Here is a 13,393-nt window from a genome sequence, read left to right as displayed (position 1 = left end):
GGTGTTGATTAAAGCAGCACAGTTGAGTGATAAGGGGCGCGTCAGACAGGTTAACGAGGATTCCGTATGGATTGGTAGTATACAGGAAGAATATGTACTGGGCATTGTAGCTGATGGAATGGGAGGTCACCGTGCAGGTGATACCGCCAGTCAGTTAGCTGTCCAAACCGTAGTATCCGATCTTCAAGGCCTGGAAGTGGGGATGTCGGCAGAAGCATGCCGTGCCGCACTGCATGATGCGATTTTACATGCGAATGATGTTGTTTTTCATACCGCACAAACAAGCAGTGATTATCATAATATGGGAACGACCGTTGTTGCCGTTCTGCTGCGTGGCAATCAGGGCATTATCGGTCATATTGGCGATAGCCGTGCGTATCTGGTAGGCGAGGATGCTCTTCGTCTGATTACGCAGGATCATAGTCTGGTCAATGAGTTGCTCAGAACCGGGCAAATTAGCCAAGAAGAGGCAGCTTCGCATCCACGTCGCAATGTACTAACACGCGCACTTGGCACCGATGCCGAAGTGAATGTGGAATTGGATGATATTGCCCTGTCTACGGGCGAAGTGCTGCTGTTATGTAGTGATGGATTGACCAATATGGTCGCCGGAGCACAGATTGAGACGGTAGCACTGGCGGGAATTCCACTGGAAGAACGTGCCCGTCATCTCGTTGCACTCGCGCTGGAAGCTGGCGGTGAGGACAATATTACAGTTGCCCTGTTTGAATTTACCGACTCTGTATCAGAGTCTGATGATAAGGGGTGGACGCCATGATCGGACGTGTTCTCGGCGGCCGCTATGAGATTATGGAAGAGATCGGCGGCGGCGGTATGGCGCTCGTTTACAAAGCGCTGGATGTGCTGCTTAATCGTCATGTAGCGATCAAGGTGCTGCGTCAGCAGTTTGTATACGATGAAGAATTTATCCGCCGTTTTCGCCGTGAAGCGCAATCGGCTGCTTCGCTGTCTCATCCGAATGTAGTCAGCATTTATGATGTTGGTCAGGAAGACGATGTGCATTATATCGTTATGGAATATATCAATGGGCAGAATCTGAATGAGATTATCAAAGAACGAGCACCGCTGCCAGTAGAGGAAGCGGTACGTTTTGCCACTCAGATCTGTGATGCACTGGATCACGCCCATCATAATCAGATTATTCACCGTGATATTAAGCCACACAATATTTTGATTGGTCGTAATGGACGGGTCAAAGTAACGGACTTTGGGATTGCACGCGCCGTCACCTCGACTACGATTACGCAGACCGGTTCCGTTGTCGGCTCCGTACACTATTTTTCACCAGAGCATGCCAAAGGTGTTACAACAGGCGAGAAATCCGATCTGTATTCACTTGGTATCGTAATGTACCAGATGTTGACCGGACGATTGCCATTTCAAGGGGAAAGCCCGATCAGTGTGGCGCTCAAGCATTTGCAGGATGAGTTTGAAGATCCGCGTTTGATCAATCCGCTCATTCCGCAGAGTGTGGAAAATATTATTTTGAAGGCAATGCGCAAAAATCCGGCAGAGCGGTACCATTCTGCTCATGATATGTTAACAGATCTCGATACATGCCTGCTGCCCGAGCGTAGCAAGGAATCACGAGTCTATTTTGCGAGCAATGATGATGATGAACAAACCAAGGTGGTATCGGCAATTCGGCCGAACTCTATCCCCATTCCGCCACTGGAAAAGGAGGAGGTTCGCAATATGGAACGCGACCGCGGTCGAAAAAGTAGTGCCGCTACCAAGCAAAGCTTCTGGAAAAAACCAGCTGTGTGGGTATCGATTGTTGTACTCATTCTTCTGATCATGACAGCAGCAGCTTTTTATGTGCGTACTACATTTGAAGTGCCGGAAGTTACCGTGAAGAGTGTAGTCAATGAAACGCAGCAAAATGCAATCCAGATTCTAAGCGATCAAGGGCTGACGGTTTCCGATGACATTGTATACGAGTATCAGGAGGGCAAAGAACCTGGTATTGTATTTGCCCAGAATCCAGAGCCGAACAGTGTAGTCAAAAAAGGAGCCAGTGTGCAGCTCAGTGTGACAGTCGATAAAGACCCGATCAAAATGCCGGATCTGAAGAGCGGTATTACATTTGAGGATGCACGTAAGCAATTGCTGGCATTGGGCTTCAAAGATGATCAAATCACCCGCGAAGATCAGAATAGCGATAGCGTAGATAGCGGGATTGTATTGAATCAGAATCCAGGTGCCAACGAGGAAGTTCAGCCAGAGATGCAGGCGGTTACGTTGATCGTCAGCAAAGGCACTTCGAAAGCAACTATACCTGATCTGACCAATTCCAGTCAGTCCAGTGCACAATCGAAGCTGTCTGACACTGGGTTTGGTGTAGGGAATGTACAGCAGGAATCCAGCTACAGTGTGGAATCTGGCAAAGTTACTCGTCAAAACCCACAAGCTGGTAGTTCAGAAACGAAGGGTAGCAAGGTTGATTTCTGGATTAGTACCGGTTATCCACCGGAAGCCCTGGATTATACGTACAGTGTATCCGTTCCACCGAAAACAGCAGGTCAGGCGAGCAAAATTAATATTATTTTCACTGATGCTCGTGGAGCTGATCGCAATTGGGGTACAAAAACGATTAATTCAAGACAGTCGTTACAGGTTAATATGATTCTGGACCCAAGTCAGAATGGTGTGGTCAAAGTATATCGGGATGGTCAATTCCTTGATACATTTGCGATTAGCTATAATGATGCCAAACAGAATACGGTACAGGAGGGTGTTGTAGAGCCTAGCAATTCTGGTGAAGTCACACCACCGGCTACGACGACACCACCAGCGACAACGCCGCCGGGCAATACAGATGGAACCGATCCAGCGAATGGCACCGGCACGGGAACGACAGATGGTACAAGTACAGGTCAAGATGGAACGACCGATAGTACAACGCCACCTGACCCAAGTACCGATACGGATACAGATTAAGTATACGTAGAAAGGCAAGTCATCCTGTACTTTGCAAGTTCAATACAAGTCAATGAGAGTCGACGAGAGGACGGATTACATGCCTGAAGGCTTAATCGTCAAAGCGCTAAGCGGATATTATTATGTCAAACCGGGTGAGGAAGCCGGCGATGCCGGTACTTCGTCCGGTACGATTCAGTGCCGAGCACGCGGGATTTTTAAGAAAAAAGGCATCTCGCCGCTTGTTGGCGATCAGGTAATCTATTCATTGACTGAAAATGGAGAAGGCACCGTGGATGAGATATTGCCACGGCGGACGGAATTGATTCGTCCGCCTGTGGCGAATATTGATCAGGCGGTGCTGCTCTTTTCTGTTAAAGAACCGGATTTGAGCCTGATTTTGCTGGATAAATTTCTGGTACATATCGAGCACGCGGGGCTGGAGCCGCTCATTTGTTTTAGTAAAATGGATTTGCTGGATGAGCAAGATCAGCAGACACGAGATGAAGTGGAGCAAGCGCGTCTGTTATATGAACAGATCGGTTACCATGTTATTTTGACCAGTGCGGAAAGCCAGCTTGGAGCACAGCAGATATCATCAGAGCTGAACGGACGTCTGAGCATGTTCGCTGGTCAATCTGGTGTGGGCAAATCATCGCTGTTGAATGCTGTCATTCCGGGGAGTGACCTGAATACGAGCGAGATCAGCATGCGGCTTGGTCGTGGTCGTCATACGACACGCCATGTGGAGCTGATCGAGTTGGAGGGTGGCGGTTATGTCGCCGATACCCCGGGATTCAGCCAATTGAACTTTACCCAGCTTGGCGTCGATGATCTTGGTTCCTGCTTCCGCGAATTCAATCGATATGCCGATAGCTGCAAATTCCGTGGCTGTACCCATCTGCATGAACCGGGCTGCAAAGTGATAGAAGCGCTCCATGATGGCGAGGTCGCGCAGAGCCGGTACAAACATTATCAGCAGTTTTACCAGGAGATGAAAGACGAGAAAAGGAGGTACTGAACTATGCATGATATCAAAATCGCACCATCCATCCTGTCCGCCGATTTCGGCAAATTGTTGGATGAAGTGAAAGAAGTGGAACGTAGCGGCGCAGATTGGTTACACGTTGACGTAATGGACGGACATTTTGTTCCAAATATTACATTTGGTGCACCCGTACTGCAATCCATCGCTCCCCATACCGGACTGTTCATCGATGTGCATCTGATGATCGAGAACCCGGATCGTTATATCGCCGACTTTGTCAAAGCCGGTGCTCAGATGATTACTGTCCATGCTGAAGCTTGTACGCATCTGCATCGCGTCATTCATCTGATCAAAGAACACGGTGCCAAAGCAGGCGTAGCCCTGAATCCGGCAACCCCAGCCAGCGCCATTCGCGAAGTACTGGAAGATGTGGATATGGTACTCGTCATGACCGTTAACCCCGGTTTCGGCGGACAATCCTTTATCCCGCGTACCGTACACAAAATCCGCGAAATTCGCGACTGGGCAAACGCCATCGGTCATACCGCCCTACACATCGAAGTAGACGGTGGCATCGCCGCTTCCACAGCTAAACAAGTCGTAGAAGCAGGTGCCGACGTCCTCGTAGCCGGCAGCGCCGTCTTCGGCGCCCCCAACCGCGCCGCAGCCATCCAAAGCATCCGCAATAGCCTAACCTAATTGCAAACTTGATGGCAGTCATCAAAGAAAGTAATGAGTATAAACGCGTCCTATATAGAGTCATCATCACGCGTATACAAAGTCAGCCAAACTTTTAAAATAAAAGCTACACTGATTCCAAGCATAACAATGACTCTCCAATACAAACAAAATCGATATGCAGATTACATTTCTTTCATCAAATTACAATCTGCATACATCATTATTACATTCAAAAGGCAACTGATTTCCTAACGAAACCAGTTGCCTTTTTCTTATATCCCTCTATAAACTCTACATATACTTATGTATCTACTACCTATAACCCAACCATTTCACAAATCTTATTACTACCCAACTGCTCCCATCCCACCATAAGCTGCTCTACATTTCTTTCTCGCGAGCACAGCATGCCCGAATTAGCACAGAGCGGAGGTAAAGGAATAAGGGAAAAGGACGACTTTGGAGGGGCGGGAATCTACAAGTATCAACCTTATTCGTAGATTCCCGCGGCTCCACCCGAGGACGTTCCCTTATCCTTTACCGAAGCGCTGTACCTAATCCCAGCACCAAGCACCCACCTCAAAAAATGTAAGCAGCAAAAAAGCACCCTCATATTGGAGAGTGCTTTCTCATCATCATATCATTATACGCGGGTAACTTTACCGGATTTCAAAGCGCGAGTACTTACATATACGCGTTTTGGTTTACCGTTTACGAGGATGCGAACTTTTTGAACGTTCACGCCCCAAGTACGACGGTTACGGTTGTTAGCGTGAGATACGTGGTTGCCGCTACCAGCAGTTTTACCTGTTACATAACATTTACGGGCCATAGTTACACCTCCTATTTCCGAAAAAGTGCATGAAAACAACACTCATAACATATTATCATAATCAAGAAAGCAACGTCAACACTTCTAAATACTTTATTTATTTCTGTACAGGGTTATAGTACAATGTAACATAGTTCCGTATGACCTTTGGACGGAAGCTGTGGCAGGTTTGCGCCTATTTGTAAAAGCGTTTTATCGGCTGCTTTTATAATCACCGGAGTAGTCCTTCATTGGAGCTCGTATTACCAAAAATAGCTGTAATGGCGCGCTTTTGCCCATGTTTGGTACTTGGTACTTGGATAAGGTGCTAAACATATGAAACGTCAGTCATACTACTGGCGTATAATACAGCACATCCTGTATAGGTACAGGATCAACAATGGTGGCATGGCATGATAACGATAAATGATGCTTTGTATCACCTGATGAACAGTGTCTGGCTATCATTTAGCATTGATATGAGGTCAGGCAGAACAAGAAATAACAACTAAACAATTAACTATGACTAGCGTAAAGTTCTGCTTCCCATTGGTTGTTAGCGAAGCGGATAGATGAGGAAGGGGATTTTTCATTGAGTAAGCGTTCTTTAAACGGGGTTGATTTTACCGCAATGGTATTGGCGGGTGCAGCACAATTGCACCAGCATGCAGAACATGTCAATTCTTTGAATGTGTTTCCTGTGCCGGATGGCGATACAGGAACCAATATGAATTTGACGATGACCGCAGGGGTAACAGAACTGAAATTGCATGAAACGTCATCCATCGGTCAGGCGGCAACTATATTGTCAAAAGGACTGCTAATGGGCGCGCGTGGTAATTCTGGCGTTATTCTGTCTCAGCTGTTCCGTGGCTTCAGCCGCTCGGCATCATCCCGCGATGAATTAAATGCTGCTCAATTCGCGGCTGCACTGCAACAGGGCGTAGAAGCTGCCTACAAAGCGGTCGTAAAACCAGTGGAAGGTACGATTCTGACAGTAGCCAAAGAAGCTGCCAAGCACGCGGTATACTATTCCCGCCGTACCACGGATCTGACAGAGCTGATGGGCGAAGTATTAAAGCGTGCTCATGAAGCGCTGGCACAGACACAGGAAATGCTACCGGTGCTCAAGCAAGTCGGCGTCGTCGATTCCGGCGGTCAGGGCTTAGTATATATTTATGAAGGATTTTACGAATATTTACAGCATGGACAAGCAACAACGAGTACAGCAGGGAATACGACTGCTCATACCTCTGCCAGTAGCGCGCCGTCTGCGGTAGCTGTGAAGACAGCACCAGCCATCGATGTACCGGTATCGGCGCAAGCCAAGCTGGAGACGGAAGATATTGAATTTTTGTATGATATGGAGTTCTTCATTAATCGTACCCTTGGTCAGGCAGTACAGGCGCGTTTTGACGAAGAGCAGTTCCGTCAAGCGCTGGGCGTGAATGGCGATTCCATTATCGTCATTGCAGACGACGAAGTGATCAAAGTACATGTGCATTCGCGTGCACCGGGCGAAGTGCTGAATCTGGCGCTGCAATATGGCGAGATTACACAAATTCATATTTTGAATATGCGAGAGCAGCATCGCGATCTGCTATCGGCAGGTCTGGATATTGCACCGCCACCGGAGTTGTTTGCGGATATTCCGCAGCAACCGATCCAGACACAAGCCGAAGCAGTACCACCGGCAGAGGAAGTTGCGCCTTACGGTATCATTGCTGTTTCGTCGGGCGATGGCATATCCGAGATTTTCCGCAGTCTTGGTGTAGACATTATTCTGGCAGGCGGTCAGACGATGAATCCAAGTACAGAAGACTTTGTCAAAGCTGCAGAAAGTCTGGCGGCGCGTCACATTTATATATTGCCGAATAACTCGAATATCGTACTTGCAGCACAGCAGGCGCGTGATCTGCTGGAAGAGAGCAAGCAGATTACCGTTATTCCGAGTAAAAGTATTCCGCAGGGCATTGCCGCGGCGTTTGCGTTCCAAGAAGACGAAGAGGTAGATGTGAATACCGCCAACCTGAACGAAGCACTGACCCATGTAAAATCCGGTCAGGTAACGCTCGCTGTGCGAGATACGAATATGGATGATATGATCATCAAACAAGGGAATTATATCGGTATTCATAATTCCAAAATTGTCGCTACCGATGCGGAGCTGCTGCACACCTGTCAACAACTGCTGACAGCAATGGTCGAAGACGGACAGGAAGTCATTACTGTTCTGACCGGCAGTGAAGCAGATCAGCAGCAAACGGCAGTATTGGCAGAGTGGATTGAATCCACCTACCCGGATGCGGAAGTGGAGATTCATGACGGCGGACAACCGGTGTATCACTACCTGTTCTCCGTAGAATCGTAATCATCCGTTATTACGGCACCGTACAGCCTCACGAGGAGGGTACTGAATGGCACATCCTATGATCGTTACCGAAAGCACCGCCGATATTCCGGCAGAGCTGATCAAGCAATATAACATTCAAATTATTCCGCTGCGCTTATTTTTTGGACAGGACAATTATGCGGATGGTGTTGATATTACGTCATCAGAGTTTTACGACAAATTGGCGGCGGCTTCTCAATTACCAACGACGTCTCAGCCGTCTCCGGCGGATTATGCGGCTGCATACGAACGTCTATTGACCGAAGACCCGGAGCGAGAAATTGTCTCGATCCATCTATCTTCCGGTCTGAGCGGCACATATCAGTCAGCAACGATTGGACGCTCCATGACAGAACAGCCAGAACGTATTACGGTGATCGACTCCAAATCCGCTTCGTATGGGTATGGTCTGGCAGTTGTTCATGCAGCTCGTCTTGCACAGGAAGGGTTGTCGCCGCGTGCGATTGAGGCAGATGTTCATCGTTTGCTGGCGGAACGAGAACTGTATTTTCTCGTGGACGATCTGGAATATTTGCGCAAAGGTGGGCGAATCGGTCGTGCTTCGGCGATGATCGGTACGCTGCTGAATGTCAAACCCATTTTGTCGATTGATGAAAATGGAGTGATTTACCCGGTTGAAAAAGTACGCGGGCAGAAAAAGGCAATGCTGCGAATCGTTGAGATGATGAAGCAAAAGCTGACTGCACGCAAAATCCATCTGGCACTGGGGCATACGGCGAATCGCGAATCCTGTGAGCCACTGTTACAGCTGTTAAAGCAACATTATGAGATCGGTGAACTGGTCTATTCAGAGATCGGTCCGGTTATCGGTACGCATACAGGCGCAGGTACGATTGCCGTCTTCGCTTGGCCGGATGAACAATAAATGAGGGATGAATGATGAATATCAATCTGGATCAGATTGGCGTTCGGCAGGTCAGCGGCGTGAGTGCTTCCAAAGAGGGGGAGCTTCACGCCTTTGGCATCTCTACCGTGCTGGATTTGCTAGAGTACTTTCCCTTTCGGTATGAAGATTACCGGCTGAAGGCACTTCAGGAAGTCAAAGATGGCGACAAAATTACGGTAGAAGGCAAAATTGTCGGCCTGCCAGTATTACAGCGCTATGGCAAAAAATCACGTTTAACTTGCAATGTGATGGTGGATAACTGGATGGTCAAGGCGACTTGGTTTAACCGCCATTTTCTAAAAGATCAATTGACGACCGGGCGCAATATTATTTTAACGGGTAAATGGGATCAGCGCCGTGCACAAATGACGATTACCGATTCGGAATTTCCAGATAAAGGCACACAGCGTAGTGGCAGTCTGCAACCAGTCTATTCTGTCGGTGGCAAGATTACACAAACATGGATTCGCAAAATGATCAATCAGGCGCTGGATCAGTATGGAGAGATGATTCCCGAGGTTTTGCCGCAGGAGTTAATGCAGCACTACAAGCTGATGTCGCGTAAACAGGCGATTCGTCAGCTGCATCAGCCGCAGGATGTAGGCGAAGGCAAGCAAGCGCGTCGGCGCATGGTATATGAGGAACTGTTTATGTTCCAGCTCAAATTGCAGGCGTATCGTAGTATGAACCGCAAGCGCAGTACCGGTATTGTGCATACGACTGACAATGCGACGATTCGTGAATTTGTGCGCAGTTTGCCATTTGAACTGACAGATGCACAAAAGCAAGTGGAACTCGAAATTCTAAAAGATATGCGCTCGCCGTACAGTATGAATCGTTTGCTGCAAGGGGATGTCGGTTCCGGTAAAACGGTCGTAGCGGCAATTGGCTTGTTCGCGACGGTACGTTCTGGTCATCAGGGCGCATTGATGGTGCCAACTGAGATTTTGGCAGAGCAGCATGTACGCTCACTCAAAAAGCTATTTGAACCGTTCGATATTAATGTAGAAATGCTAACCAGCAGTGTGACTGGACGTCGGCGTAAGGACTTGTTGGCATCGCTGCAAATGGGTATGACGAATATTATCGTTGGTACCCATGCGCTTATTCAGGAAGATGTCTTTTTCCGCAGTCTTGGTCTCGTCGTTACAGATGAACAACATCGCTTCGGTGTCAATCAGCGTAGCGTGTTGCGGCGCAAGGGCTTTGACCCGGATGTGCTGACGATGACAGCAACGCCGATTCCACGTACGCTGGCGATTACGGCATTTGGTGATATGGATGTATCCACGATCTCCGAACGACCGAAAGGGCGCAAGCCGATCACCACGTACTGGGTGAAGCACAATATGATGGATCGGGTACTGGGCTTTATTTCACGCGAAATTGGTCAGGGACGGCAAGCGTATGTCATTTGTCCGCTGATCGAGGAGTCTGACAAGCTTGATGTACAAAATGCGATTGATCTCTACGTTGAGCTGGATCAAGCATTATCGGACACTACCGTTGGACTGCTGCACGGTCGGATGAATGCGGCGGAGAAGGAAGAGACGATGCGCGCCTTTTACAGCAATGAAACGCAATTGCTCGTTTCTACTACTGTTGTCGAGGTTGGTGTCGATGTACCAAACGCGACGCTGATGATCGTCATGGATGCCGACCGATTCGGATTATCCCAGCTGCATCAGCTACGGGGACGGGTTGGTCGGGGTGAGCATGAATCGTTCTGTATTCTGGTCGCTGATCCGAAGTCGGAGATTGGACAAGAGCGGATGCGAGCGATGACAGAGACGGATGACGGATTCGAGGTGTCGCGTCGTGACTTAGAGCTGCGTGGACCGGGTGAATTCTTCGGTACACGTCAGAGCGGCTTGCCAGAGTTCAAGATCGCAGATATGGTCAGCGATTTTGAGGTGCTGGAAGTTGCGCGCAATGATGCGGCACGAATGGTAGCAAGTGACTTCTTCTGGACATCGCCGGAGTACGAGCCGCTACGCGAGTTTTTACAGCGCCAGCAGGTATTTCAGGGCGAGCTGATCGACTAATTATGACAACTGCGACAAATGCACATACAGAAAGAGACGCGACTTGAAAGGAACACCGTTGAGCATAACGGGTTCGTATTCATGGTCTGCGTCTCTTTTATATATTGCGATTGGATCGATTGCATCAATCATGCAACGGTCTGACGAATCTGCCTGAACATGATAGAATGATATCACGCAGCTCAATATCAACAGGAGGAATGCCGTATGCCGGAACCAGTCAAACAATACAATACTGCTGTTGAAGCGACGCTGGAAGTCATCGGTGGCAAATGGAAGCCAGTCATTCTCTTTTTTCTGACATTTGGCAAAAAGCGTAATGGCGAGCTGGCGCGTCTGCTACCATCTATCACGCAAAAGGTGTTAACCCAGCAGTTAAAAGAGCTGGAGCGAGATGGCATCATTCAGCGCATCGTTTACAATGAAATGCCACCACGCGTAGAATACGAGCTAACCCCGTATGGTGACAGTCTAAAAGAGATTTTACATGCGATGTGCCGCTGGGGAGATGTACATGTACAGCGTACGTACGGCGAACAAGCGCAGATTGTTGCTCATGATCGCTTGTCCCAACATGAAAAAAACATATAGCTCCACGAAGAGGATTAGCGCAGATCTAACATTCAAACGCTGTTCATCCACTCTCTATATGTGGTTCATACGCTTAACCGGGAATAATCCGCTGCACACGCAGATCGTCGAAAATATCCCAAAACATCTGCTCTGTATGCACAAACTCATGAAATCCGAATCGGCGTGCCTTGCTACCATCAGCAAAAAAGTCATAATCCCAACCAAATACAAAATCGCCAAATGCCCATGATGATACGTCACTGTAGGGATGTGGCTCAAGATCGTATTGTTCAACCATACGTTGCCATAGCGCTTCCTTGTCCTGCATCATCACGTCCAGTGGCATTGGCAACGGTGGTGCAGTCTCCATCTCAAAATAACTTGCAATCTTCGGCCATAGCTCATTCCAGCGGAACAGATCACCGTTGTTAATATTAAACGCCTGATTTCCACATTGCGGCTCAGTTGCTGCCCATACTGTCGCTTTGGCTAATAGAGTAGCGTCGGTCATTTCCAGTAGCGAATGATACGCACCGGGCTTGCCGGGAAAGCGCAGCGGAATGCCAAGCTCGCGTGACAATGACGCATATACCGCAATCACAAGCGCCAGATTCATCGGATTGCCAAGTGCGACGCCACATACAACAGATGGACGCATCGCCGACCATGTCCAAGATTTACCTTGTTGACGCTGCTCGACAAACTGCTGCTGTGCCATATTGAATTCTGGTGGCATAGGAGTAGCATCCTGCTCTAGCGCTGGTGTTTTGAATGGGCCAAGGTGGGCGCCATATACTTTGTAACCTTGCATCAGACTCACATGTTGCAAATAAGGAGCGGCTGGTTCTACCGCATTCAGCACATTTATCAGCATAGTCAGATTCGGCTCCACCAGTTCTGCCCAGCTCGGGCGATCCTGATAAGCGGCGTAAAAGAGATGGGTGACTTCCTGTAAGCTGCCCAGCTTATCCATAGTATCGTTCTCGTCCAGTACATCCACAGATACATAACGCAGTCGCTCACGATCCATCCCGCCACGCCGGGATACGCCGATAATATCCCAATCCGGTAAAGTCAGCAAATGCTGAATCAGATTGCTGCCAATCACACCGTTTGCACCAATCACCAGTGCCACCTTGGGCAGAGACACCGATGGAGAAGAGGAAGATAGATTTGTCATAGGTACAGGCTCCTTTAAACATGAAGTTTGGATTGCCTGTTTATTGTGCCCGAGATTGATCATGAACAATAGTACGCACTTTCAGGTTACACTGTTACTTCCAAGTTACTAAATAGAGAGTCAAGCTAAAATAATTAGAGAGTACAATGACAACAAAAAGAGAGTACAGTCATAACAACTAGTACTCTCTCTACTTAGCAATATTCATGAGCGTCGTAATAATCTTACACAAGACAGCTATCACAACCCTGTGAAGCAGAATCCCAATGACTCTATTCCAAATCACTCTACTTCCCAAAAGTATACTACAGAAAGATATATCCCTTCGTACCGATATACCATTACTGCTATGCTGCTTTATAAAGCAATGATTACCGCTAGCTGTTCATCCAGAATATCCATGTATTGTTCATATTGCAGATGTGTAATTTTGCCTGAAGTATGCTTCTTCTTCAGGGTCAGACTTATGTTATGACTGAGCAGCTTGCGGAATTTTGTAGCTGCGATGCCCTGATGTTCGGCAATATGAATCACATGATCGCCATCCTGCAAATATTGCTTCAATTCGGTTACGCGCAATCCGAGCAGACTTGCCGCATGTTCCAGCAGTCGGGATAGCATCCATTCTTTGGACTCATTGTGATCGATCATATAGGAATCATCCTGTGTCTCATCCTTGTCGTTCGTACGCAGTGATGCTGGACGATGGTAAGAATGAGAGTAGGATACGGAAGATTGTCGTTTGGGTTGCATCATCATATAGCTGTTGTTCGCTCCGGTTGCCGTGTAATCTGCGGCTCCTGCGTCAACACCAGCGAGTGCCGGAGAGCCTGTCGTTAGTCTATACATCATGTTCATACGTGCCCCTGCCTCTCC

General features: G+C 48.1%; 11 protein-coding genes. 8 read left to right on the top strand and 3 right to left on the bottom strand.

What is annotated here, in order from left to right; translation table 11 throughout:
* Positions 1-4 precede the first annotated feature (4 nt).
* From ACE3MZ_RS15635 to rpe, 4 genes are all read left to right on the top strand, one after another.
* Positions 5-778 (top strand): Stp1/IreP family PP2C-type Ser/Thr phosphatase, encoded by a 774-nt coding sequence (locus ACE3MZ_RS15635; RefSeq protein ID WP_411343073.1) that lies wholly within the window; start codon positions 5-7, stop codon positions 776-778.
* Complete coding sequence (pknB, locus tag ACE3MZ_RS15630; protein WP_411343072.1) at positions 775-2,961, top strand: Stk1 family PASTA domain-containing Ser/Thr kinase; 2,187 nt, start codon at positions 775-777, stop codon at positions 2,959-2,961. Before ACE3MZ_RS15635 ends, pknB begins: the two co-directional genes overlap by 4 nt.
* A 79-nt stretch (positions 2,962-3,040) precedes the next feature.
* A complete protein-coding gene (rsgA, locus tag ACE3MZ_RS15625) occupies positions 3,041-3,961 on the top strand; it encodes a ribosome small subunit-dependent GTPase A (RefSeq protein ID WP_411343071.1) in 921 nt (306 codons plus the stop codon).
* A gap of 3 nt (positions 3,962-3,964) precedes the next feature.
* Entirely contained in the window at positions 3,965-4,627 is a 663-nt protein-coding gene (gene rpe / locus ACE3MZ_RS15620; RefSeq protein ID WP_411343070.1) for a ribulose-phosphate 3-epimerase, read from the top strand.
* Positions 4,628-5,252: 625 nt separating this feature from the next.
* Here the strand turns inward: rpe and rpmB are convergent.
* Entirely contained in the window at positions 5,253-5,441 is a 189-nt protein-coding gene (gene rpmB / locus ACE3MZ_RS15615) for a 50S ribosomal protein L28 (RefSeq protein ID WP_367059797.1), read from the bottom strand.
* Positions 5,442-6,012: 571 nt separating this feature from the next.
* Here rpmB and ACE3MZ_RS15610 point away from each other — a divergent pair.
* The 4 genes from ACE3MZ_RS15610 to ACE3MZ_RS15595 all read left to right on the top strand — a co-directional run bounded on the left by ACE3MZ_RS15610 (position 6,013) and on the right by ACE3MZ_RS15595 (position 11,355).
* A complete protein-coding gene (locus ACE3MZ_RS15610) occupies positions 6,013-7,791 on the top strand; it encodes a DAK2 domain-containing protein (RefSeq protein WP_411343069.1) in 1,779 nt (592 codons plus the stop codon).
* A 46-nt stretch (positions 7,792-7,837) separates the two neighbouring features.
* A complete protein-coding gene (locus ACE3MZ_RS15605) occupies positions 7,838-8,698 on the top strand; it encodes a DegV family protein (protein WP_411343068.1) in 861 nt (286 codons plus the stop codon).
* Positions 8,699-8,712: 14 nt separating this feature from the next.
* Positions 8,713-10,764, top strand: coding sequence for an ATP-dependent DNA helicase RecG (recG, locus tag ACE3MZ_RS15600; protein WP_411346813.1), 2,052 nt, complete (start codon positions 8,713-8,715; stop codon positions 10,762-10,764).
* 207 nt (positions 10,765-10,971) lie between these two features.
* Positions 10,972-11,355 (top strand): winged helix-turn-helix transcriptional regulator, encoded by a 384-nt coding sequence (locus tag ACE3MZ_RS15595; protein WP_411343067.1) that lies wholly within the window; start codon positions 10,972-10,974, stop codon positions 11,353-11,355.
* Positions 11,356-11,428: 73 nt separating this feature from the next.
* On the opposite strand, the gene ACE3MZ_RS15590 is transcribed toward ACE3MZ_RS15595, so the two are convergent.
* Together ACE3MZ_RS15590 and ACE3MZ_RS15585 are read right to left on the bottom strand one after the other, a co-directional pair.
* Entirely contained in the window at positions 11,429-12,517 is a 1,089-nt protein-coding gene (locus tag ACE3MZ_RS15590; protein WP_411343066.1) for an SDR family oxidoreductase, read from the bottom strand.
* Between the two features lie 357 nt (positions 12,518-12,874).
* Complete coding sequence (locus ACE3MZ_RS15585) at positions 12,875-13,369, bottom strand: hypothetical protein (RefSeq protein WP_411343065.1); 495 nt, start codon at positions 13,367-13,369, stop codon at positions 12,875-12,877.
* Positions 13,370-13,393 lie beyond the last annotated feature (24 nt).

This window comes from Paenibacillus sp. WLX1005, from assembly GCF_046603685.1.
In the GTDB taxonomy this organism is placed as follows: domain Bacteria; phylum Bacillota; class Bacilli; order Paenibacillales; family Paenibacillaceae; genus Saccharibacillus.
Note: the sequence above shows the minus strand (reverse complement) of the source record. Positions and strands in the feature narration are given on the sequence as shown.